This window comes from Aquabacterium sp. CECT 9606 (assembly GCF_918741295.1).
Taxonomy (GTDB): domain Bacteria; phylum Pseudomonadota; class Gammaproteobacteria; order Burkholderiales; family Burkholderiaceae_C; genus Aquabacterium.
The window spans coordinates 240,239-262,239 of sequence record NZ_CAKKNB010000005.1 but is presented as its reverse complement, the minus strand read 5'-3'; the positions used below and the strand labels follow the sequence as shown (position 1 = coordinate 262,239).

The 22,001-nt window shown below is 60.2% G+C and carries 20 protein-coding genes and 2 pseudogenes; 13 read left to right on the top strand and 9 right to left on the bottom strand.

What is annotated here, in order from left to right; genetic code table 11:
• Nucleotides 1-20: 20 nt before the first annotated feature.
• The 6 genes from LQ232_RS22425 to LQ232_RS22400 form a co-directional block, all read right to left on the bottom strand.
• Nucleotides 21-989 carry a TauD/TfdA family dioxygenase gene (locus LQ232_RS22425; protein ID WP_230182616.1) on the bottom strand — a complete coding sequence of 323 codons (969 nt, stop codon included), beginning with the start codon at nt 987-989 and terminating at the stop codon, nt 21-23.
• Between the two features lie 11 nt (nt 990-1,000).
• Complete coding sequence (locus LQ232_RS22420; RefSeq protein ID WP_230182615.1) at nt 1,001-1,741, bottom strand: thioesterase II family protein; 741 nt, start codon at nt 1,739-1,741, stop codon at nt 1,001-1,003.
• 8 nt (nt 1,742-1,749) lie between these two features.
• Nucleotides 1,750-1,989, bottom strand: coding sequence for an MbtH family NRPS accessory protein (locus LQ232_RS22415; RefSeq protein ID WP_230182614.1), 240 nt, complete (start codon nt 1,987-1,989; stop codon nt 1,750-1,752).
• Between the two features lie 121 nt (nt 1,990-2,110).
• Nucleotides 2,111-2,323 carry a DUF4880 domain-containing protein gene (locus LQ232_RS22410; protein ID WP_230182613.1) on the bottom strand — a complete coding sequence of 71 codons (213 nt, stop codon included), beginning with the start codon at nt 2,321-2,323 and terminating at the stop codon, nt 2,111-2,113.
• A gap of 111 nt (nt 2,324-2,434) precedes the next feature.
• Nucleotides 2,435-2,911, bottom strand: coding sequence for a sigma-70 family RNA polymerase sigma factor (locus LQ232_RS22405; protein WP_256450112.1), 477 nt, complete (start codon nt 2,909-2,911; stop codon nt 2,435-2,437).
• A 180-nt stretch (nt 2,912-3,091) separates the two neighbouring features.
• Nucleotides 3,092-4,285: a PepSY domain-containing protein gene (locus tag LQ232_RS22400; protein ID WP_230182611.1), complete on the bottom strand. Its 1,194-nt coding sequence runs from the start codon at nt 4,283-4,285 to the stop codon at nt 3,092-3,094.
• 411 nt (nt 4,286-4,696) lie between these two features.
• Here LQ232_RS22400 and LQ232_RS22395 point away from each other — a divergent pair, with 411 nt between their 5' ends.
• From LQ232_RS22395 to groL, 7 genes and pseudogenes are all read left to right on the top strand, one after another.
• Nucleotides 4,697-5,008 (top strand): hypothetical protein, encoded by a 312-nt coding sequence (locus LQ232_RS22395; protein WP_230182610.1) that lies wholly within the window; start codon nt 4,697-4,699, stop codon nt 5,006-5,008.
• Nucleotides 5,009-5,126: 118 nt separating this feature from the next.
• A complete protein-coding gene (locus tag LQ232_RS22390; protein ID WP_230182609.1) occupies nt 5,127-5,624 on the top strand; it encodes a universal stress protein in 498 nt (165 codons plus the stop codon).
• Between the two features lie 38 nt (nt 5,625-5,662).
• Entirely contained in the window at nt 5,663-6,031 is a 369-nt protein-coding gene (locus LQ232_RS22385) for a hypothetical protein (RefSeq protein ID WP_230182608.1), read from the top strand.
• A gap of 80 nt (nt 6,032-6,111) precedes the next feature.
• The gene (locus LQ232_RS22380; RefSeq protein WP_230182607.1) at nt 6,112-7,011 is read left to right on the top strand and encodes a Crp/Fnr family transcriptional regulator; all 900 of its coding nucleotides are present in this window, start codon (nt 6,112-6,114) and stop codon (nt 7,009-7,011) included.
• Between the two features lie 228 nt (nt 7,012-7,239).
• Nucleotides 7,240-7,323: pseudogene (locus LQ232_RS22375) on the top strand (IS5/IS1182 family transposase); the annotation flags it as partial.
• A gap of 108 nt (nt 7,324-7,431) precedes the next feature.
• On the top strand, nt 7,432-7,788 hold the full coding sequence (locus tag LQ232_RS22370; protein WP_230182606.1) for a hypothetical protein: 357 nt from the start codon (nt 7,432-7,434) through the stop codon (nt 7,786-7,788).
• 7 nt (nt 7,789-7,795) lie between these two features.
• Nucleotides 7,796-9,427, top strand: a complete 1,632-nt coding sequence (gene groL, locus LQ232_RS22365; RefSeq protein ID WP_230182605.1) for a chaperonin GroEL — start codon at nt 7,796-7,798, stop codon at nt 9,425-9,427.
• 239 nt (nt 9,428-9,666) lie between these two features.
• Here groL and LQ232_RS22360 read toward each other — a convergent pair whose 3' ends face one another.
• Entirely contained in the window at nt 9,667-10,917 is a 1,251-nt protein-coding gene (locus tag LQ232_RS22360; protein WP_230182627.1) for a class I SAM-dependent methyltransferase, read from the bottom strand.
• Nucleotides 10,918-10,937: 20 nt separating this feature from the next.
• Here LQ232_RS22360 and LQ232_RS22355 point away from each other — a divergent pair, with 20 nt between their 5' ends.
• The 3 genes from LQ232_RS22355 to LQ232_RS22345 all read left to right on the top strand — a co-directional run bounded on the left by LQ232_RS22355 (nt 10,938) and on the right by LQ232_RS22345 (nt 14,443).
• The gene (locus LQ232_RS22355) at nt 10,938-11,702 is read left to right on the top strand and encodes a hypothetical protein (protein ID WP_230182604.1); all 765 of its coding nucleotides are present in this window, start codon (nt 10,938-10,940) and stop codon (nt 11,700-11,702) included.
• A complete protein-coding gene (gene mprF / locus LQ232_RS22350; RefSeq protein WP_230182603.1) occupies nt 11,603-13,879 on the top strand; it encodes a bifunctional lysylphosphatidylglycerol flippase/synthetase MprF in 2,277 nt (758 codons plus the stop codon). The genes LQ232_RS22355 and mprF overlap by 100 nt, the downstream gene beginning before the upstream one ends.
• A 78-nt stretch (nt 13,880-13,957) precedes the next feature.
• Nucleotides 13,958-14,443 carry a YbhB/YbcL family Raf kinase inhibitor-like protein gene (locus LQ232_RS22345; RefSeq protein WP_230182602.1) on the top strand — a complete coding sequence of 162 codons (486 nt, stop codon included), beginning with the start codon at nt 13,958-13,960 and terminating at the stop codon, nt 14,441-14,443.
• A 97-nt stretch (nt 14,444-14,540) separates the two neighbouring features.
• Here the strand turns inward: LQ232_RS22345 and lon are convergent, their stop codons facing one another.
• Nucleotides 14,541-16,940, bottom strand: a complete 2,400-nt coding sequence (lon, locus tag LQ232_RS22340) for an endopeptidase La (RefSeq protein WP_230182601.1) — start codon at nt 16,938-16,940, stop codon at nt 14,541-14,543.
• A gap of 160 nt (nt 16,941-17,100) precedes the next feature.
• On the opposite strand from lon, the gene LQ232_RS22335 reads away from it, so the two are divergent.
• Nucleotides 17,101-17,385, top strand: coding sequence for a hypothetical protein (locus LQ232_RS22335; protein WP_230182600.1), 285 nt, complete (start codon nt 17,101-17,103; stop codon nt 17,383-17,385).
• A gap of 33 nt (nt 17,386-17,418) precedes the next feature.
• Nucleotides 17,419-17,580, top strand: a pseudogene (locus LQ232_RS22330) (YgcG family protein); the annotation flags it as partial.
• A 159-nt stretch (nt 17,581-17,739) separates the two neighbouring features.
• Here LQ232_RS22330 and LQ232_RS22325 read toward each other — a convergent pair.
• Entirely contained in the window at nt 17,740-19,824 is a 2,085-nt protein-coding gene (locus LQ232_RS22325; RefSeq protein ID WP_230182599.1) for a [FeFe] hydrogenase, group A, read from the bottom strand.
• A gap of 186 nt (nt 19,825-20,010) precedes the next feature.
• On the opposite strand from LQ232_RS22325, the gene LQ232_RS22320 reads away from it, so the two are divergent.
• Nucleotides 20,011-21,996 (top strand): erythromycin esterase family protein, encoded by a 1,986-nt coding sequence (locus LQ232_RS22320; protein WP_230182598.1) that lies wholly within the window; start codon nt 20,011-20,013, stop codon nt 21,994-21,996.
• Nucleotides 21,997-22,001 lie beyond the last annotated feature (5 nt).

Sequence of the window (22,001 nt, the reverse complement as noted above, 5' to 3'; positions counted from 1 at the left end):
GTACCGTGAGAAGGAAGGCGTCAGAGGTTGCCGTGCGGCTCGGCCATGGCCACGACCACCTTGCGTGGCCCCTTGAAAGGCGTTCGCGCATGCGCGGCCAACATGTTGTCCAGCATCAGCACATCACCGTCCTGCCAGGGGAAAGTCACGGTGGCCTCGGCCAGCACGCCACGCACCTCCTCGAATACCGCATCGGGAATCGGGCTGCCGTCGGCGTAGTAAACATTGCGAGGCACGTTCTCGATGCCCAGCAGCTCTTCCAGCGACTCGCGCACCTCAGGCTGCAGGTTGGAGATGTGGAACAAGTGCCCCTGGTTGAACCACACCTTCTCGCCCGTGCCCGGATGCGTCTCGATGCTCTGGCACAGCTGCGTGGTGCGCAATTCGCCCTCGTCATTCCAAGCCCAACGGATATCGGCGCGGCGGCAGAATGCCTCGACCTCGGCGCGGCTTTCGGTGTTGAACACCTTCTGCCATGGCACGTCGAAATCGCCATAGTTGCGCACGTACAGCAGCCCCGGCTCGAAGCGCTCGCGGATGTGGGCCGGCATGCGGCGGTAGACCATCCGGCTGTCGGCGATGGGGGTCTCTCCGCCCACGGGCGATGCCGTCACGCAGTGGAACCAGATCTTCATCGGCCACTCACGCGTGTAGGCCTGCTCGTTGTGCAGCGGGATGTGTTGGTGCGCGGGGTACTCGGTCGATGTGTAGACCCCGGCATCCACCGCACTGCGCGGCGTGGAGGCGAACTCGTAGGCCAGCAGAGGGTGACCGAAGCTTGCCGCGAACTGCTGGAAGTGCTGCACCGAGGGCACCTTGAAGCCGCGCAGCAACACCCCCCCCACCGTGCTCAAGTGGCCTTCGATCTCAGGCCGCAGGCGCGCCTGCGCATCCAGCAGGGATTCGTCCAGGCCGGCGGGCGTGATCAGCACAGGCAGATCGCACCCCGCCGGCCCCATTCTTTCAAAGCGGGTCAGCAATTCATTCATGTCGTTCCTTGTCAAGCAACCGCAGAGATCGGTTGGGCAGTGCCGGTGAATGGGTGCAGCAGCTCGCGCACGATGGCCTGCAGCACCAGGTCTTCCTTCTGGCGGATGAAGAAGTGCCCGCCTTCGAACCACTTGAGCGAGAACATGCCGGCGGCCTCCTGCTTCCAGGCTTGCAGACGCTCGGTCGAGATGTCGTCATCACGCCCACCGAACACATGCAAGGCCAGTGGCAAAGGCTGGGCAACACGGTGCGCGAAGCTTTGGCAGACGCGGTAGTCGGCCCCCAGCGTGTCCAGCGTGAGGCGCAACAGCTCGGGGTTGTCGAACACCTCCTGCGGTGTACCGCCCTGCTTGTGCAGATCGGCGATCAACGCCGCATCACCGTCCTTGCCCTTGAAGCGGTTCGGGTCGCGGCGCGATGGCGCCGGGCTGCCCGACACGAACAGGGCCTGTGGCAGGCCCAGGCCAGCAGCCCGAAGATGCTGTGTCATGCCATAAGCCAGCAAGGCCCCCATGCTGTGGCCGAACAAGGCGAATTGCCCGGACAGCAGCGGCGCCTGCTCGTGGCAAAGCTGCGCCACCAAAGCATCAAAGTCTTCCGCCAGCGGCTCGGCCAAGCGCTCGCCCCGCCCCGGCAACTCGACCGGGACGACACGGATCCACTCGGGCAGCAAGCGCCGCCAGCGCAGGTACATGGTCGCACTGGCACCCGCACAGGGCAGGCACAGCACATTGATGAGCGGGGACCGCATGGTGCCGTTCACCCGCGTACGTCGGCGCCAGCCTGCTGGTCCATCCACTGGCGCAACGACAGCGGACGCATGTCGGTCCAGGCGGACTCGACATAGGCCAGTACCGTCTTCTTGTCACCGCTCACGCCATCGACGGCCTTCCAGCCACCGGGCACGGCTTTCCAGCTCGGCCAGATCGAGTATTGGTCTTCATGGTTGACGAGAACGATGAAAGTCTCGTCTTCACGGTCAAAGCAACTGGTGGACATGCTGATTCCTCATGCGGTTGAACATGAGCGGCCCGCGTCCGTTACCTGGACCTGCGCGACCTGCTCAATGGACAAGACGGATGAGTCAGCGAAATGTTCAGCGCTTGCTGACTTTGCCCGGCTACTCGGGTTTGACGTGGACCGGAGGCACCAAGCCGGCCAGCAGCCACAGCCTCGCGGCCTCGTCATAGGTTTGGCGATGGGCGGGATGGCTGCCCAGCCAGGCCTTGAGTTCGGCAAGCTGCTCCGCGCTCAAAGGCTGCTCGTGCGCCTGCGTGACCCACTGCCAGGCGGTTTGCCAGATGGGGTCATCGTCGCGATCAGGTGTGTTCATGGCGATCGCCGTTCCTTGCGTGTCTGAGGCTCCGTATGGTGGTACAGACGGACCAGCCCACGCTTTTGTTCAGTCACAAAGTGTGGTCGGCGGCGATCGTAGCACCGGGTCTTATTCGGTGGCCAGCAGGTGACGACACCCCATCAGGGCGTTGGTAGCATCGCGGATCATGCCGTTGACCAGGCCGATGGACACACCCAGGTTTTGAGCAATGTCCCGTTGCGTCAGGCCGCTCACGTGGTACATCTCGAAAACCTTGCGCGTGCGCTCCGGCAAGGTGCCCAAAGCCTGGTCGACGATGGCCAGGTTCTGCCGGCTGATGGCCTTCTGCTCGGGCGCACCCAGGGCCGCGGGCACGTGATGCCCCTCTTCTTCCTGGGCAAAAAGCCCAGCCTCCAACGAAGAGCGCCGGCAGTGGTCCAGCGCCATGTTCCGCACCACCTGGAAGCAATAGCCCAGTGGCTGCTTGATGACCATGGCCGTGGCCGCACCGATCAGCTTGACGTAAGCGTCCTGCATCACGTCGTCAGCCTGCTCAGGCTTGCCAACAATGGAAAGCACGGCTCGCCGCAATGGAATGCGGTGCATCAGAAACGTGGCACCTAAATCCGATTGAACTTCGCCCTCAGACATCGGGACCCCCACCATTTATTGAATACAAATAAGAACTATTCGCATTATCTCAACAAAGACAGGGTTTACCGTGATCCTGAGTTGTAAAAAATAATCCTGTCGTCATCGACCCCATGGGTGGTCAACCATGGGCGGTCAGGATGCTCGGGCATGGACACGCCTGCGAGCGCGCCGTTTGCGGGCCCAAACCAGCACGCCTGTCACAGACAACACAGCGATCGCCAAACCCGTGACCGTCATCAAAACGCGGCCCGTCACGCCGATGATCCGACCAGAATGCAACGGGAACATGCTCTGCATGAAGATGTCTCCGGCGCTGCCTGTACCAGGCACATCCGCCCCGGCCAACTCGCCCGTGCGGGCATCGAAATACAACCATGGGTTGCCCAAGCCCCCATCGCCACGCCTGTTACCAGCGTGAAAGAAACCCACACCCCAGATCCCCACGTCGGTCGACAGCAAAATGCCGCCTGGCGGCGCCGTCCAGCCCCTGCGCGCGGCCTCGGCCTGCGCTAGCGCGATGACCCGAGGCAGCACGCTTGGCACCGGCTCAAACGACTGCTCTGGCGGCAAGGCAACTCGACTGGCCAATGGCGAAGGCGACAGCGTCGAGAACAGAGACACCACCGGCCGCATCACCTCGCGATTCAGGTTCATGGCGACCGCAGTGACCGCCAACATCAACACCAAAGCATAGATCCACATCGCGCCCGAGCGATGCAGGTCGAAAGTCAGCTTGTGACCGCCGGCTTCCCAGCGAAATGCGAAGGAACGCCGCCAAGTCCGCCAGCTCGGGAATGAAATCCACAGCGCGATCAGCGTATCGAACACCCAGCCAATGGCGACCACGCCCATCACGAGCGTGCCCAGTTCCACGCCCCCGACCTCGGGGATGTGCATGCTGAAATGCAATTTGTACAGGAATGGCATCAGGTCTTCACGTGCCAGCGAGACCCTTCCCCATTGGCGGCGGCCCTGGATCTCGCCTGTGGCCGGATCGATGGTCACCCGGTTGTAGCCCGGCTCAAACAACTGGCCCGTGGCCGGATCGACGCGCGGCAACACCGTGGCCGTCAAGGCTTCGCCCCGCTCGACGGCCAAGGGCATGTACGTCACACGCACGCGAGGGTCCGCCGCTTCTATTCTGGCCAGCCAATCCATGGGCGGCAAAGCCTTGCCCGCTGTGCGAGCCACATGGAATTGAGGGTTCAGCCACGCATCAAGTTCGTGGTCCCACGCGATCAAGGCACCGGTGACGCCCGCGATGAAAAGAAACAAGGCAGCGGTGAGGCCAAACCAGCGGTGTAGACGGACAAACCAGGGACGCATGTCAGGACATTCAGTGAGCAACACTCAAATGATATCCATTCTCATTCCCATTCTCAGCAATTGCAATGGGCGTGACGATGTCACAGCGTATGCAACGCAGACATCGTCCAGCCGATGACTGATACTGACTACAGGGAAATAAGTGAAGTGCGTCGACAAGACCTCGTTATGCCTGCGGGCGGCCAGCTCTGCTAACCCGCTCGCGGTTTCTGGTGTACATGGCGAGCCTGAAATTGTAAGTTGGCGCCCTCACGGATGAGAACGATCACGCCGAAGCGCCTACATCACCGTCCAGATATCCTCGCCGAGCGGGACCCGCCGCTTGATCCAGCGCAAGTTCATCACATCCAATGCCGCTAGGGTGAGACCACCCTGGCAAATCGACTCGACCGCCAGGTTCAGGAGCCGAGGATGAAACACGAGGTACTGATGATTTGCTATTCCCGCACCGGCACGACCTTGACGGTTGCCAGACTGCTTGCGGCCATGGCGGGCTGGCAATTGGCCCTGATCGAAGATGTCGCACCGCGTGCGGGCTGGGTGGGCGATGTCCGTTGCGTATGGGATGCCTTGCTCAAGCGCAAGCCCCCTTACCACTACATCGGACCGCCACCCGGCCGGTTTGACCATGTGGTCCTCATGAGTCCCATCTGGATGGGCCGCCTGGCCTCGCCGATGCGCTCCTATCTGCGGGCTGGTTCACTGAGAACGTCCGGTCCGTGATCGACTCACCTCACCAGCCGCCACTGCGCGCCCACTGGCTTTCGCTTGATCGAGATCAAGCAGCCGGACCGAGTGGGTGCTTAGATTGTGGAAACCTCACCGAACCGATGGACACGCCATGTACCAGCGCATCCTTGTTCCATTCGACGCCAGCGCCACTTCGACCAAAGGCCTGGAAGAGGCCATCCAGTTGGCCACGCTCAGCGGAGGCCACATACGGCTGGTGCATGTCGTCGAAGTGATGAAATACGCCACCGGCTTCGAGACCTGCGCAGCGTATATCAGCGAAGTCATCCCCGTGATGAAGCGGGAAGGTCATGCCATCCTTGACAAGGGCAAGCACCTCGCGGAGAAGGCGGGACTGACTGTCGATACCCTGTTGCTTGAGAGCATGGGCAGCCGCGTCTCCGACCTTGTGGTCCAGGAAGCCAGGGCCTGGGATGCAGACGTCATTGTTCTGGGCACCCATGGCCGCCGCGGTGTGGGGCGTTTCCTGCTGGGCAGCGATGCGGAGCAGGTCCTGCGTCTGTCGCCCGTGCCCGTGCTGTTGGTCCGAGGAGGCAAGGACGTGGAGAAGTTAGCCGAGACGACTTCTCTGGCAGCACCGGAGCGGTGAAGCTTTTGATTCGCTTCGCCAAACGATGGATCCCCTGAGTGCCCGCAAAGATCACCAACATGATCTGCGATACCGACCTGGAACGCGTGGTCGGCTGGCTCACGGCTCATCCTTCTTCGAAGGTTTCGGAATCCAGCAAAGCTGGATCGCTCGGATCAAGAACCATAAAAGACGGTCAATGGCATCGCAGAAGGCACTTTGTCGATGGGGTGAGCGTTCAGGCATGGTCTTATCCAATTCGCAAAAAACATCTCACCGGATGTGCACGACCGAATCAGCCTATGGCCAGACCAGCTCAAGCCGTTGATGAAGATCAACTCCAATGCGGTTACCGAACGGCCATGGTCGATGCCGAGCCCCGCTACTTGATTCTGGCCCAAGAGCTGAGGCCGGTCTGGCCTAAGTGACTGCACGTACGTGGGTGAACGGCTGCCAGAAAAGTCACGGAACACGTCAAATCGCATCTGACGAAAAAACAGGACGCGCCATGAACACCCCATCGACCGAAAACAGAAGTCCCCGTCCCCATCTCCACGCACAGCAGTACGGCTTGGCGCTGGTTCACCAAAACAAACCCGTTAATGGATCCGCTCAGGGCCGCACAGCACAACCCGCGAGGTCGATAAGCCAACGGGCGGCGATTCTGCGTACGACTTCCGAAGGAAGCCGGATCATCCCGCGAGAAATCGGCATTCACGATCTGCTGACAGCCCTGGGATTCGGCGCTTGCGACCTTGCCCTTGACGCCAAACGCACATTGCCTTGCGAGGAAATCCGGCTGGATGCTGGCGCCAGCCTCTACGAACAGGGACAACATGTCGGGCAAGCCTTCATCCTCCTGGAGGGCATCCTTGCACGCCAGCAAGTTTGCAATGCGAAGTCGGCCGCCGTGCAAGGCCCCTCCCCCATTGCGCTGTCGGGAAAAAAGGAGTTGATCGGCCTGCACCTCGGCCTTAGCCGTCGGCCGGAGAGGGCCTGGGCTGTCACGAAAGCGACGGTACTCGCCCTGTCGATCAAGGCCCTCCAGGCCTTGGTGCCATCGTCCACCTTGATCAACGACCTGCTCATGCGAACGGCCGGGGCCGCGCTGTTCAGAGACTGGCGGGTGGCCTACCGCCTTCGCGATCTACCAGCCTTCGCCCGGACTGTTGCGGGTCTTTCGCACATCGCTAGCCTGACCGGTCTCAAGCCGGTGGTGGCGCAAGCCGATGGGACCATTTCATTGACTCTGCCTTTGCCCAGTCTGGCCTCGTGGCTGGCCATGGACATGGAGGCGCTGTGTGTACAGATCAAACGCCTCAAACGCTATGGCGTGGTGTCCACCTACGCAAATGACATCGTATGGCTAGATCCCCTCAAGCTCGAAGCGCTGTGGACCTTGGACTGAGTCCGTGCCGCGGCCCTCTCTCGCCACATTCATCCCATCCATTGATGGACATCCCATGTCGGTCGCATTCACAAGTGCAAACACCGAATCGCCCCTCCACCCCCTCCGCTCATTCCCCAACGGACAGGCTGGCACCATACACGATGAGTAACGATCTGGAGCTCATCGCCAGGCACATGCCCGGGTCGCCCAGCTTTTGGTGCACACGAATGAATCGCTGGCCCAAAGCGCCGCATCTTTTTCAGCTTTGAGAAGCTGGACATCGCGTTCCTCCGTTTCGTCAGCTTCGTACTCATCGCTGATGGGCTTCGGATGTGTTCACTGCTTTCCGTCTTCCATGGCAGCGTTTTTTGCGTTTGCGCAAAGGCGTTACCCAAGCTGACCGAACAATGATCAACAGCGATGCAACTGGAGATTCACATGCGGCTCATGGGCACTGTAGCGCTCGTTACCGACAGCGCGATGAGCATTGGCGAAACCACCCGCATGCTCATGGCGCGCGAAGCTGCCGAGGTGGCCCTGGCCGACATCGATGACGCGCGAGGTGAAGCCGCCGCATCCGGGATCATTCGGGAAGGTGGCCAGACCGCCTTCTGGCACATGAAGGTCAGCGATGAAGTGCAAGTGCGACAAGGTGCGCCAGACGTTCAGCCCTATCAGGGGCGACTCGACGAAGCCAACGATGTCGGTTGGGCCTGCGTTCTCCTGGTCAGCGCCGAGAGGAAGTTCGTTTCAGGCTCCGAACCAATGGTAGGAATTCCAGCAACACCAAGGTGAGAAAACCATGACTGCCAAGCAACTGATCTTCCAGGATGAGGCGCGCGATCGGATTCGCCGCGGCGTCGATGCGATGGCCGATGCCGTGAAGGTGACGCTCGGCCCGCGCGGACGCACCGTCATCCTCGAGCGCGACTTCGGTCCACCTCAGATCGTCAATTCAGGAGTGCTGGTGGCCAAATCGATCGAGCTGGAGGACAAGTTTGAGAACATTGGCGCCCAGCTGCTGCGCGAGGTCGCCTCACGCACGAGTGAAAAAGCCGGTGATGGCACCACCACGGCCACCGTCCTTGCGCACGCGATGATCCATGAGGGCATGCGCTACCTTGCGGGAGGCATGAACCCGATGGAACTGAAACGTGGCATCGAAGAAGGCGTCGAAGCGGTCATCGCCGAAATCCGACGCATGGCACGGCCCTGCCTGACTTCGCAAGAAGTGGCGCACGTCGCCACGATTTCGGCCAACAATGACCGCTCGATCGGCGATCTCCTTTCCCGCGCGATCGACAAGGTGGGTCGGGAAGGCGCGGTGACGATCGAAGATGGATCGGGATTGTCCAGTGAACTTGAAGTGGTCGAAGGCTTGCAGTTTGACCGCGGCTTCCTGTCCCCGTACTTCATCAACAATGCCGACCGCCAGACCGCACTCCTCGAGGATGCGGCCATCTTGTTGTGCGACAAGAAGCTGTCTTCCCTGCAAGAACTGTTGCCCCTGCTCGAGGAAGTGGTCAAGGCAGGCCGGCCCCTGCTCGTGATCGCCGAGGACATCGACAGCGAAGCACTTGCAACCCTGGTGATCAACACCATCCGTGGTACGTTCAAAACATGCGCCGTCAAGGCACCCGGCTTCGGCGATCGGCGCAAGGCCATGTTGCAGGACATTGCGGCGCTCACTGGCGGCCACGTCATCTCTGATGAGGTTGGACTGACACTCGCGAGTGCGACCCTGAAGGATCTTGGCCGTGCGCGGCGGGTCGAGGCGGGAAAAGACGAGACCACGCTGATCGGTGACGCCGGTGCCGCAACCCTGGTGGCGGAGAGGATCGCGGCGATCCGCAAGGAGCGCGATGCAGCGACCAGCGACTACGACCGGGAAAAGCTGGACGAGCGCCTGGCGAAGCTGTCAGGGGGCGTGGCGGTGATCAAGGTTGGTGCGGCCACGGAAACCGAACTGAAGGAGCGCAAGATCCGCGTCGAGGACGCGCTGCACGCCACGCGCGCTGCCGTGGAGGAAGGCATCGTCCCCGGCGGCGGCGTGGCCCTGCTCCGCGCAAGGCGTGTGCTGGCCGGTCTCGAAGGCGCGACGCTGGACCACGATTGCGGTCGGCGCATCGTCGCGCGGGCACTTGAGGCGCCGGTGCGGAGAATCGTCGCGAACGCGGGCGATGAGCCTTCAGTGGTGCTTCACCGCGTGGACGAGGCGACCGTGGCGGCCTTTGGTTACAACGCCGCGACGCGCCAGTACGGCGACCTCGTGGAGATGGGGGTCATCGACCCGGCCAAGGTGACACGCCTGGCGCTGCAGAACGCCGCATCCATCGCCGCGCTCGTCCTGACCACCGACTGCCTCATCGCCAGCGTGGCCAGCAAGGCCGATGGCACGGCCGGCTTGCCTGGTGGGGGCATGCCTGACTTTTAGCTCGGCAAGGTGAACGACAGGCTCAAGATTCCCTTTAGGACACATCGACATCGCGGAGCATGCGCGGCAGCGAATCTTCGCGGGCTGCGGGCAACCGCTCGTCCAAGCGTTCGAATGGTATCCATGCATTCATGATGGATCCTTCAAAATTTGGATAAGGTATCGACACGGCACCATCAATGCGATCACGCTACACGACAAGCTTGTCACCTTGCATCGCAGAGAATTTTCGCCCGTGCTCAAGGACGGTACATGTAGTCCCGGTTGAAAGGGTAAGCACCATCCAATGCCTCACCGGGACGAGTGCCCAGCACCTGGTACAACGACATCCACCCTTTCTCGAAACCCATGGCCGAACCTGCCAGATACATTCGATAGGCTCGGATGACGGTGTCCGCTTGCGCTCCCAGCACCCGCCTTGCTTCGCCGAGACGAGCCTCCAATGCGTCGGCCCAATGCCAAAGGGTTCTAGCATAGTGCGGCCGCAAACATTCGACATCCAAAACCTCGATGCTTGCCCTCGCCATGGTCCCCATCATCAGGCTCACATGCGCCAGTTGGCCGCCTGGGAAAATGTACTTCTCGATGAAGTCGCCCATGCCTCCACCCAACTGGGTGTTGTCCGTGCCGCCGCTGGTGATGCTGTGGTTCATGACCATGCCGCCCGATTTGAGAAGCCGGTGAATCTTGGAGAAATACGCTGGCAGCTTGTTCAGTCCCACGTGCTCGCACATGCCCACCGAGGCCACCTTGTCGAAGGGTTGGCATTCATCCAACTGACGATAGTCTTGCAGCAGCATGCGCGCCCGCCCCTGCAGCTTGTTGTCCTGGATAAGCTTGTTCACATGAGCATGCTGGTTACGCGACAAGGTGATGCCAGTGGCATCGACACCATGGTGTTGCGCGGCCCAAATCAGCAAGCCGCCCCAGCCCGCACCGATGTCGAGAAAGCGATCACCCGGTTTCAGCATCAGTTTCTTGCAGATGTGCTCCAGCTTGGCCTCCTGGGCTTGCGCCAGATTCATGCCAGGATCCGCGAAGTAGGCACAAGAGTAAACGCGCCGTGGATCTAGCCAGAGCGCATAGAAGTCATCAGAGACATCGTAGTGGCGTCGGATCTGCCTGGCATCGCCCGCCAAGCTGTGGTTGATGCGCTCCCTGATACCCAGTCGCAGACGCTGCCAGGCCCAATGCAGCGAATTGGATGGCCCCTTCGTGGGATCCAGGCCAAGCAGAGCCGGTGCGGCGATCATCAGGTCCCGCAACTGCCCCTCGATCAACAGCCGGCCTTCGACGTAGTCCTCCGCCAGTTTGCCGATGGCGCCCTCCGCCAGGTGGACCAGAGCCCGGATGTCTCGCACAACCAATTCAAACCGAGGCTGCGCCGCACCAACGCACAACCCACCAGGAAGTCGCAGTGAACATGGCAAGGGCAAGGCGGCAAGCCTTTGCTCGGCCCTTTGCAAGAACAAGCGGTCCGCCATGGCCATCATCTCGACACCCCCTGCTCATGTGCGTTCTGACAGGCTTCACATCGCCAGGCAGCGGTTTGGACCAGCGGGCGCAGCAGCAAGGCGGCTTTGCCCAGGTCCATTTCTTCAAGGTCGCGCCGCTCTTGGGCCTCATCAATTTCGAAGGTCCGGCCACGCGTGGCTTTGTCAGGGTGGTGCCGAACCTCATTTGGATCGAAGGAGAAATCCATCTGCATGCTCCATTTCGTCGCGTGACACCAGATGCGGTGACAAGCATTCTTTGGAGGATCGACGCAATCGGTTTTGACAAATATCAGTCCAGCCCGGCCCGCGGATTGCCAAGATGGCGTTTCCTGTTCACCCAACGGAGGATGCATGGCCCCATGTGGATACGACGCATTTCTCTCAGGCCCAGCCACTTCATCGGCTTCGCAGCCTTCTGCATCGCAGCGTGGATTCTTCAAGACTGGCTGCGGGCGCCCCCTGGCCGAGACCTCTGGCCGACGCTGGAGAGTATGTCCACGCCAGCCCTTTGGCAAGCCGGTGCGCTGACGGTTGCAAGCTATGTGGTAATGATCGGCCATGACTTGATGGCCATGGTCTTCATCGCACGCCAGCCGCCGAAGGCTTGGGTCATTCTGGCGGCATTCCTCGGCAACGCGCTGGGTGCCAACTTTGGGAACACCCTGCTCACTGGGGGGCGGTGCGCTACTGGGCTTACACAGCTGCTGGCCTTTCGACGCCCGAGATCGCCAAGGTTGTGCTGTTTTGCAGCCTCGGCTTTTGGCTGGGCTTCCTGCTGATTGGCGGCATCGCTTTCATAGCAGATCCGGTGACCGCGCAAGCGTTTGCCTGGGCGGACTCGACCACCCAGCCATTGGGCATCGCATTCCTCACAATCCTGAGCTTGTATACCCTGTTAACGGCTTTGCCATCAGCAGGGTATCGTTTGTTCGGCATGCGAACCTTTCGCCTCCGATTGCCCACCCTGCCCCTGACCGTCGGCCAGATCGCGGTCGGCGCACTGGATCTTTGGCTCATGGCCGGCGCGTTCCACGCGTTGCTTCCGGCATCCGTTGGCGTGGGATTCGCTACTTGCACCGCTGCCATGTTGATCGCCATGGTGGCCGGTAACCTGAGCCTCGTTCCGGGCGGGCTGGGCGTGTTCGAGTCGGCAATGGTCCTCATGCTGGGCAAATATGTCGCTGCTCCAGAATTGGCGGCAGCCCTGCTGATGTTTCGAGGGGTCTATCTCCTCGCTCCATTGTTCCTTGCTGGACTATTGCTGGGAGGCCTGCAGTGGCCAGCGTTGCGTACCCACTTCGCCACCGTCAGCCGGCCAATTGCCAAACTGATGCCACAGCTCTTGGCCATGATGGTTTTCACCGCGGGCACTTTACTCATCTTGTCAGGCTCCGTACCAGCGGCTCAAAGTAGGCTCCAGATCCTGGGCGGCGCACTTGCACTGCCCTTCATCGAAGCCTCTCACTTCCTGGCAAGTTTGATTGGCGCGGCGCTGTTATTGTTGGCTCGAGGCCTGTGGCGTCGACTCGACTCCGCTTGGTTGTTGACGCTTCTTTTGCTTTTTATCGCCACGCTATTTTCTCTCGCAAAAGGCTGGGACTACGAGGAAGCAGCAATGTTGGTGGCCGCCATCGTCATCCTGCTGCCCTTTCGCGACCAATTTCACCGCCAGTCATCACTCTTGGATGAGCCCCCTAGCGTGCCCTGGGCCGCGGCCATCATCATGGTGCTTGGCACGTCGGCTTGGCTGGTGCAGTTCACGCATCGCCATGAGCTTCAGGCCGGCTTGTCATGGTGGGACTTCGCGTTGCATGGAGAGGCATCTCGATCGGCGCGAGCAATGGTCGGCACCGCATCACTTCTGGCGCTCTTTGGCTTGTCTAGATTGCTGCGTCCGGTGTATCCCTCCATTGGTGCACCATCGAGCGACAACCTTGAGCGAGCACGTTGGCTTGTCGAACGCTCGCCGCGCACCTACGCCAATTTGGTGCTTCGTGGTGACAAGGCATTGCTGTTCAGCACCTGCCAAGACGCCTTCCTGATGTACAGCAGGTGTGGCCGAAGCTGCATCGCTATGGGGGATCCCGTCGGCAGCACCACAGGTGTGCGCGAGTTGTTGGGCCGCTTCAAGGACATGTGCAATCGCCATGGCACTTGGTGCGTATTCTTCGAGGTACGCGAAGACCTTCGTGCGGACTACGCAGAGCTTGGCCTGGTCCTGACGCCGCTCGGTGAACAGGCCCGAGTCGAACTGCGGCATTTCGACCTCGCGCTTGAACAATACCGGGGCCTGAGGAGGACCTGCGCACGATTGATCCGCCAAGGGTATCGCTTCGAAATCGTCCCGCGCGAATCTGTCGAACCGTTGTTGCCCGAATTGGCACAAATTTCCAAAGCATGGTTGGCCAACAAGGCCACGCACGAGAAGGGCTTTTCCAATGCCTCCTTCGACGCGGCCTATCTGAAACAGTTTCCGCTTGCGCTCGTGCGCGATGAAAAAAACATCGTTGCCTTTGCAAACATATGGCAAGGCGCTGACCGGCAAGAGTTGTCCATTGATCTGATGCGGCACCTTCCAAGTGCACCGAACGGCTCGATGGACTTGCTGTTCTGTGAGCTAATGACCTGGGGACGAGTGCAAGGCTTTCGCTGGTTCGACTTCGGCATGGCCCCATTGTCCGGACTGGATTCCAAAAAAAACACCCTGTTGTGGGCTCGCATTGGAACCCTGTTGTATCGACATGGGGAGCACTTTTACAATTTCCAAGGCCTGCGGCGGTACAAGGCGAAGTTCAAACCTGAATGGATTCCACTTTATTTGGCTTCTCCTGGCGGCGTGGCATTACCTGCCATTTTGGTGGACGTCACAACCTTGATAGCCGGCAGTTTGGCGGGCATCGTCACGCGACATGGTCCACGCATCCGCCAAAATGCACGGGAAAAGACACAGGTATAGCGCATCCTGATGCGGGTGATTTGTTAGCACGGGGTGCTTTAATATCAATGAACTGCCTTGGCAGTGCAGGAGCCGCTCATGATACTGACGTCGCCCGCGTTTACCCACAAAGGAGAAATTTCGCCGCACCATACCTGCGAGGGCAGCGATCTTTCCCCTCCCCTGACCTGGACTGAAGTACCGTCCGGAACCCTTAGCCTCGCTTTGGTCGTCGACGACCCGGATGCACCAGACCCTCGCGCTCCGGTGCGCACCTGGGTGCATTGGATCGTCTTCAACATACCGCCAACCACCAACACGCTACCAGAAGGCGGTTCATTGCCGGACGGAGCAAGACATGGGTTGAACGATTGGAAGCGCCCCGGCTATGGCGGCCCTTGCCCGCCCATCGGACGCCATCGCTATTTCTTCAAGCTCTACGCACTCGACACCACCCTGCCTGCGCTGGCGAAGCCAACAAAGGCGGAGCTGGAGCAATCCATGCGGGGACACGTGCTCGACAGTGCAGAACTGATCGGGACGTATCAGAAACGGAACGATGCTCATGGCCATTTGAGGCGATGACCAGATGATGCGTCCTGATTTCGCGCCTTGTCCGTTTCAAAGGACGATGCCTTCCCGCGGATTTCCTTTAGTCAGGCTTTCAGATCGGCCGCAAAGTTCAAGTCAAGCGGCCAGTGCTTTGCTGTGTCGCTGCTACAGGGGCACCGTCGAAAAGTGATTTCTCTCCTCGTATCTCCGCGCCATCTACCGCTTCATCAACCGTGTTGATCCAAATGAACTGCATCGCCTCTGCTGTGTCGGCAGGGATCTCGCTCATATCCTTGTGATTTCGCGCTGGCAACAACACTCGCTTGATGCCAGCCCGCTGAGCAGCCAGAACCTTGTCCTTGATACCGCCCACGGGCAAAACCAGGCCGCGCAGGCTGATTTCCCCAGTCATCGCGATATCTGGCGGCACAGCACGATTGGTCAGCAATGAGGCCAGGGCCATGAACATGGCAACCCCGGCGCTGGGTCCATCTTTTGGAATGGCGCCTGCGGGAACATGCAAATGGATGTCCATGCCCTCAAACATGGATGACGGGATTCCCAATGTGCTGGCTCGCGATTTCACGAGTGTCAACGCTGCTTGCGCGCTTTCCTTCATGACATCGCCCAGCTGGCCTGTGAGAATCAATCGATCAGTGCCCATGACGCGGGTTGCTTCAATGAAGAGAATATCGCCGCCAACAGGCGTCCAGGCCAACCCCGTGGCCACGCCCGGCAGGCTGCTGCGCATGGCGCCTTCATGCTCGAATCTGGCCGGGCCCAGTACTTTCTCCAGATCGCCTGCGTCCACCACCACCTGTTGATCGAGTCCGTCGGCTACCAGAAGGGCCACATGCCTCATGACACGACCGATCTCACGTTCAAGTTGACGCACTCCCGCTTCGCGCGTGTAGTCCGCCACCAACGCCATCAATGCCTGCGTCGTCATCTTGCATTGCACCTCATTCAGCCCATTGAGCTCGAACTGTCGCTTGAGCAGATAGCGTTGGGCGATCTGCAATTTCTCTTCTTGTGTATAGCCGGGTAACTCGATGATCTCCATCCTGTCCCGTACCGGCGCCGGCACGTTGTCGATCACATTGGCTGTTGCAATGAAGACCACGCTACTGAGGTCAAACGGAACACCCAGATAGTTATCGCGGAAGGTCGAGTTCTGCTCCGGATCGAGCACTTCCAACAAAGCTGCCGAAGGGTCACCATGGGCACTGGCGGATACTTTGTCGACTTCATCGAGCATCATCACGCAATGACGTGCGCCCACCTTGCGAATTTGCTGAACAATGATGCCGGGCATGGCCCCGACATAGGTGCGTCGATGCCCACGGATCTCAGCCTCGTCATGCACACCGCCCAGTGAAACCCGCGCAAAGGGGCGCTGCAATGCCTTCGCAATGCTTTGTCCCAGCGAGGTCTTACCAACACCAGGAGGGCCGACAAAGCAGAGAATCGGTGCACGGCCACGGGGATTGAGCTTGCGAACAGCGAGAAACTCAATGATGCGCTGCTTGACGCGCTCCAAGCCGAAATGATCGGCTTCCAGTGTTTGCCGTGAAGCCTGGAGATCAATGGGCATTTCGGCGGGCAGCTTCCATGGCAACTCGATCATCCATTCCATGTAGGTGCTCAGCATGGAATACTCGCTTGAGTTGCCTGACATGTGCGCCAGTCGCTTGAGCTCCTTTCGCGCATGAGCCTCGACATCGGCCGGCATGCCGGCCTCGCCTATCGCATGATCAAGGCGCTGAATTTCCTGTGCACTGTCATCGTCTTCACCAAGCTCCGCCTGGATCGTCCGCAATTGCTCACGCAATAAGTGCTTGCGCTGTTGATCACTCAGCTGCTCCTTGGTCCGTTCACCGATTTCACGAGACAGGCGCAAAACTTCAATGCGGTGCGCGACGATGTCGAGCAACTTTTTCAGTCGCAATTGCAGATCCAGCTCTTCCAGCAAAGATTGCTTTTCGCTGACCTCGGTGTCCAGCAGGCTTGCAGCAATGTCTGCAAGATGATCTGGGGCCTGGGTAGCTTGCAGGGCATGGCCCAACTCGGCGGGCACACCGGGGAGCAACGACAACAACTCTGCGCCCCGCTCGCGCAACTGAATTGCCAGCGCCTCGATGGCGGTGGAGATCTCGACAGCATCATCCAGCCGAATGATCCGGGCTGCGAGAAATGGATACCCATCCACCAGTTCAATCAACCGGAAACGTTGCAGGCCCTGGCAAATCGCCTGGTGCACTCCGTCATTGACACCGATGTAGCGCAGCACGGTGGCATGAGTACCCACGTCACAAAGCTCATCCCGATTTGGCTCGTCAACCGCAGCGTTCTTTTGCAGCACGATACCGATTGGCACCTTTTCGCGCAGTGCATGCTCCAGCGCGGCCACTGATTTCGGCCTGCCAACAGCAAGGGGCATGAGCACATGAGGAAACAGCACTACATTGCGCATGGGAATCAGCGCAATCACGCCTTCTGGCACGGGAAGCGAAGTGATGGGTTTGTCCATGCCCACAAACTAATGGAACTCGTCTGTGTGCATTTGAGAAAACGCAAACTGCCAAATTTTTAGCCCCCTACATTACTTGCTGGGCCATGACGCTATCGTGCTGGTGCTACCCATCTGGGCATCTCGCAACCGTCTGGACGCCTTGGAAAGGAGCATCAGCATGGCTAAGAAAGAAAAGGCTCAGCGTCTTCAAGGGCTGCATGCGCCCTTGCCAACAAGACAAGAAGACAAGACTGCATCAACGGAAGACTCTGCTTCCAGAGATATTGTCGAACGCCCTGATGGCTTCTACTGGCTTGCAACGGAGGGCTTGCTTGAATTTGGTCCGTATGAAAGCTATGAACTGGCCCGCAACGCCAGCAGCACAGACGAAGAGGATTTGGCTGAGCGAGAAACGGTCATCGTCGATTGGATTGATCCGAAAACCAAGGACGATGGAAATTAGCCACTACATGGTTCTTGCCAGCATCGGCATCAGGGCGTCATCCTCGTCGTCGCCAAAAATGATCGTGCGCTGAGAATCGAGGTCGGTTATGGCCTCGAAGAGGTGCTCAACGATGCGACCGCCAAGCGGATCATCAGCGACACCATCGTCCCTCGTTTCAAGCAGCAGGACTTTGCCGGGGGGATCATGGCGGGGAAGCGGCATTGCGCCATGGCCACTACGAAAGCGGTGCCATTACATGTATTGAGGCGGTGGCTCGCCACATTGGAAAGCACTTCCCCGACAGTGATCGGCACGGCAATGAGTTGCCCAACGCTCCTGTCCTCCTGTGAGGCCCTCCTGCGCACCCTCCACTCATGATCGGAATTCTGTGACGTGTCGCTCCAGACTTCGGATCACAGTCGTCGGGTGGCCGTCCCGCACAACGGTGTCGATCTCCATGTTGAATTTGCAGCGCCTGCCGTCTGGCGTGATGACGGTGAGGTCATCGATATCCGCTGCGGACGCCATCCGGTGCCGCGCATAAAGTGGGCCATGCTTGCGCGGGGGCAGGCGCGTCGCGATCAATGTTTTGATATCCGCGGTTCCTCGCACGCCATGGAAAGGAGGCCCCGTCAACCACGAGGCATCTGGATGAAACAACCTGGCCGCACCATCCGCATCGCGCCTGTCGACGGCATCCAGCAAACGCATCAACAGCAATCGCTTGGATCCCCTGGCGGCGAAGCTCGTGTGAAGCAATGCGAGCGCGGCTGGAGAGTTGGGTTCTTTGAGCTCAGTCCGGTACAAAGCTTGAACCTCCCGATTTTCATGTGATCGGCGGTGGGGCGCGCCTTGATCGATGGCGTAGATGGCGTGCATGCGTTTTTCCAGGATGTTCGGATCCATTGACTTGGGTTCTCCACCACCACCCAAACAGCCCCCCACACAGGCCATCACCTCAATGGCCACATACTCGTTGCGCCAAACTTGCGTCTGCAGCAGGCGCTGCGCCGCGGCGATGCCATTGCAAACGGCCACCTTACCGATGCCAGCGATCTCTGCTGTCTTGACGCCTGCGTCCACGCCACGCAGTTGATGCCATTCCAGCTGAAACGAGCATTCGACTCCAAGCAGTTGGGACGCCGTGCGAATGAGGGCCTCCATCACCCCTCCCGAGGCGCCGAAGATCTGGCCTGCGCCGGTGCTCTCGCCCAGCGGATCATCGAAGCTGCCGTCTTCCGCCAGCGCGCCAAATGCAATTCCGCGGGCTCGGATCATCCTGGCCAGTTCTCGCGTCGTCAAAACATGGTCCAAGTCTCCTGACATGCCTGGACGCACGGCCTCGTCCTTCTTGGCGGTGCAAGGCATCACGCTGACAACATACGGCTCATCAAGGCCTTCCGAGAAAGCCGCGCCAAATGTCTGCGCAAACGCCCCCCGCTTGGTCAGGGCCCCATGCATTTGCTGAGGCGACTTGGTCGTGCTCAGGTGCGTCAGGATATCCGGTCGGTTGATCTCTACCCAGTTGACCCACCCCGGGCAGCACGAGGTGAAGAGTGGCAACCGCTCCCCTTCTTTGAGCCGCGCAACAAGCTCGGCTCCTTCCTCCATGATGGTGAGATCGGCCGCAAAATTGGTGTCAAACACGTGATCGAAACCCAGGTGCCTCAAGGCGTTGATCAACCGGCCTGTGCTCACGGTGCCAGGCTTCATGCCGAACTCTTCACTGATGGCGATCCTGGTAGCCGGCGCCACCTGCACCGCGCAGACCCGTCGACGCGAGTCCAGGACATGCAGCACTTCGTGCCAATGTGGCGTTTCGATCAGAGCCCCCACCGGGCAGACCAGGGTGCATTGGCCACAGGAAATGCAGCGGGTGTCCGCGAGTGACTGATCGAAGACCGTCACCGGCAAACGGTCCGATCCATGGCCTGCAAACCCGATCACGTGCTGTTGCTGGCCCGCGTCGCCGCAGGCGTCCACACACAGGCCACACTCAACGCATTTTGACGCGTCACGCCAAATGCTGGGTGACGTGTGATCGCTCAGTACCTGGCCAGGAAGCTCAGCGGGCCCTATCGGAATGCGGGGCCACATTTCTTCCCATTGATTCTCATTGACCAAATTCTGCAAACGGCAAGATCCATTGACTTCGCAGCGCATGCAGTCATTTGGATGGCGGGCCAGCAGCCACTGCGCATTCATGGTGCGAAAGTCTTGCAACGACTTGGAGTCCGTCTCGACGACGTCACCTTCGCTCGCCAGTGTCACGCATGCAGGCAGCGGGCGATCCTGCCCTTTGACATCGACCAGGCACATGCGGCAGACCGCATGCGCTGGCAAACGCGGGTGATAACAAAGCGTTGGAACGTAGATGCCAGCCGCCCGCGCAGCATCGAGCAAGGTCGCGCCTTTCTTCAGCTCGACCTCCCGTCCATTGATCTTGATCTTGCCCATTTCATGCCCGCAAGCACACTCGCCTGGATCGATGATAGATCGCTGAGGTGAAAACCAATTTGCGCTTTGTCAAGTAGACAGGCCTGGCGCGGTTTGTGCCCTGCGCACGTGTGACTTGAGCAAGCGCAAACCATTCCTCAAAATTGGGGTTCACAGTGACCCTCCTGTCAGCCAGATGGAGTGATCATGCCGAACGATTTCGAACGGCTTTGCGTTGCCATGGTGCAAGACCAGATCGAGGGCCGGGGTATCCGGGACCACCGGGTGCTCGATGCCATGCGTGCAGTGCCCCGCGAGTTTTTTCTGCCACCGCCACTGCAGGAGTTCGCCTACGAGGACGCGGCCCTGAAAATCGATGAGGCGCGAACCCTCCCTCAGCCTTACCTTGTCGCGCTGATGGCCGAAGCGCTGTTGATCGGTAAACAAGCCAAGGTCCTTGAGATCGGCATCGGTGCGGGCTATGCGACGGCGGTGCTCTGCCGGCTTGCTGCCAAGGTCTACAGCGTCGAATCGAACCCGGCCGTGGCAGCGAAGGCGGTAGCCACTCTTCAGAGCCTGCGATGCACCCATGTGCAGGTCGTGCACGCCGACGCCGCTCAAGGGCTGCCGGACCACGGTCCCTACGATGCGATCTTCGTGAATCCGAGCGGGGCGGCGTTCTTGGAAACGCTCAAGCCTCAGCTGGCAGTAGGCGGACGCATGGTGGTGTCGGCCGGCACAGACCCCGCCGTTCGTGAGTTGGTTCGCGTGACGCGTACCGGGCCCGACGCCTACCACATCGAGGACATGGCGGACATCCGGGTCACGCCTTTGGATGTGGATGCCGTTCGACTGACTGCGCGCCAGGCCGCGCAGCCGCCGGGCAGATCCGCGGACGCATTCACGGCCCAAGCCATTGCCGATGCGTGCGAACGGTTCGACGCCATCGAAACGGCGGATCTGGCGCCTTTGCTCGATCGCATCGGCAGTGCCCGCGTCGTGTTGATCGGCGAGGCCACCCACGGGACCTCGGAGTTCTACCGGATGCGAGCGCGCATTTCGCGCCAACTGATCGAACGCAAGGGCTTCAACTTCATCGCCATCGAAGCCGATTGGCCCGACGCGTCCCGCATCGACAGCTACGTGCGTCATGCCGACCACCGTCCGTCCAAATGGTCCGCCTTTGCCCGCTTCCCAACCTGGATGTGGCGCAACCAGGAGGTCCGCCGGTTTGTCGATTGGCTTCGCGCACACAATACCGACGTCGCCGACCGCGACAGGGTCGCCTTCCATGGTCTGGACCTCTACAGCCTCTACAACTCGATCCATTCGGTGGTCGGCTATCTGGAGGATGTCGATCCGCCCACGGCAGACATCGCGCGTCGCCGCTATGGCTGCCTGACGCCCTGGCAATCGGACCCTGCCAGCTATGGCTACGCCGCGCTCACCGAACGGTACCAAAGTTGCGAACGTGAAGTGGTGTCGATGCTGGGAGACCTGCTGCGCAAGAAGCAGCACTACGCCGCACAGGACGGCGAACGCTTTCTCGACGCCATGCAGAACGCGCGCCTCGTCGCCAATGCGGAGCGCTACTACCGAACGATGTACTACGGCTCTCGCGCATCCTGGAACCTGCGCGACAGCCACATGTTCGAGACTCTGAAGAGCCTGCTGGCCTTCCATGGCCCGCGGAGTAAAGCCATCGTCTGGGCGCACAACTCGCATGTCGGCGACTCGCGGGCCACCGAGATGTCGCGCCGCGGCGAACACAACATCGGGCAGCTTTGCCGTGTCGAATTCGGACCGGGCGCCTGCCTGATCGGATTCGGCACGCACAGCGGTTCGGTGGCAGCGGCATCGGATTGGGGAGGGCCGATGGAAGTCAAGCCGGTGCGCGATTCGATGGCCGGAAGCTATGAACGCCTTTGCCACCAATCGAATGTTGCGAACTTCATCCTGCCCTTGAGAAAGCAGAAATCCGGCGACGTCCTGGCGCGCCTGTCGCAGCCGCGGCTGGAACGCGCGATCGGCGTGATCTACCGGCCGGAGACCGAGTTGCAAAGCCATTACTTTCAGGCCGTGCTCCCTCTGCAATTCGACGAGTACATCTGGCTGGACCAGACCGGCGCCATCGCCCCTCTCGGGATCGAAATGACCGAAGGCCTGCCGGACACCTATCCCTTCGGACTGTGACAAGG

Coding starts and splice junctions, on each gene's coding strand:
- LQ232_RS22425 (WP_230182616.1), bottom strand. CDS start 989: ATGAATGAATTGCTGACCCGCTTTGAAAGAATGGGGCCGGCGGGGTGC.
- LQ232_RS22420 (WP_230182615.1), bottom strand. CDS start 1,741: ATGCGGTCCCCGCTCATCAATGTGCTGTGCCTGCCCTGTGCGGGTGCC.
- LQ232_RS22415 (WP_230182614.1), bottom strand. CDS start 1,989: ATGTCCACCAGTTGCTTTGACCGTGAAGACGAGACTTTCATCGTTCTC.
- LQ232_RS22410 (WP_230182613.1), bottom strand. CDS start 2,323: ATGAACACACCTGATCGCGACGATGACCCCATCTGGCAAACCGCCTGG.
- LQ232_RS22405 (WP_256450112.1), bottom strand. CDS start 2,911: ATGCACCGCATTCCATTGCGGCGAGCCGTGCTTTCCATTGTTGGCAAG.
- LQ232_RS22400 (WP_230182611.1), bottom strand. CDS start 4,285: ATGCGTCCCTGGTTTGTCCGTCTACACCGCTGGTTTGGCCTCACCGCT.
- LQ232_RS22395 (WP_230182610.1), top strand. CDS start 4,697: ATGAAACACGAGGTACTGATGATTTGCTATTCCCGCACCGGCACGACC.
- LQ232_RS22390 (WP_230182609.1), top strand. CDS start 5,127: ATGTACCAGCGCATCCTTGTTCCATTCGACGCCAGCGCCACTTCGACC.
- LQ232_RS22380 (WP_230182607.1), top strand. CDS start 6,112: ATGAACACCCCATCGACCGAAAACAGAAGTCCCCGTCCCCATCTCCAC.
- LQ232_RS22370 (WP_230182606.1), top strand. CDS start 7,432: ATGCGGCTCATGGGCACTGTAGCGCTCGTTACCGACAGCGCGATGAGC.
- groL (WP_230182605.1), top strand. CDS start 7,796: ATGACTGCCAAGCAACTGATCTTCCAGGATGAGGCGCGCGATCGGATT.
- LQ232_RS22360 (WP_230182627.1), bottom strand. CDS start 10,917: ATGGCCATGGCGGACCGCTTGTTCTTGCAAAGGGCCGAGCAAAGGCTT.
- LQ232_RS22355 (WP_230182604.1), top strand. CDS start 10,938: ATGTGCGTTCTGACAGGCTTCACATCGCCAGGCAGCGGTTTGGACCAG.
- LQ232_RS22345 (WP_230182602.1), top strand. CDS start 13,958: ATGATACTGACGTCGCCCGCGTTTACCCACAAAGGAGAAATTTCGCCG.
- lon (WP_230182601.1), bottom strand. CDS start 16,940: ATGGACAAACCCATCACTTCGCTTCCCGTGCCAGAAGGCGTGATTGCG.
- LQ232_RS22335 (WP_230182600.1), top strand. CDS start 17,101: ATGGCTAAGAAAGAAAAGGCTCAGCGTCTTCAAGGGCTGCATGCGCCC.
- LQ232_RS22325 (WP_230182599.1), bottom strand. CDS start 19,824: ATGGGCAAGATCAAGATCAATGGACGGGAGGTCGAGCTGAAGAAAGGC.
- LQ232_RS22320 (WP_230182598.1), top strand. CDS start 20,011: ATGCCGAACGATTTCGAACGGCTTTGCGTTGCCATGGTGCAAGACCAG.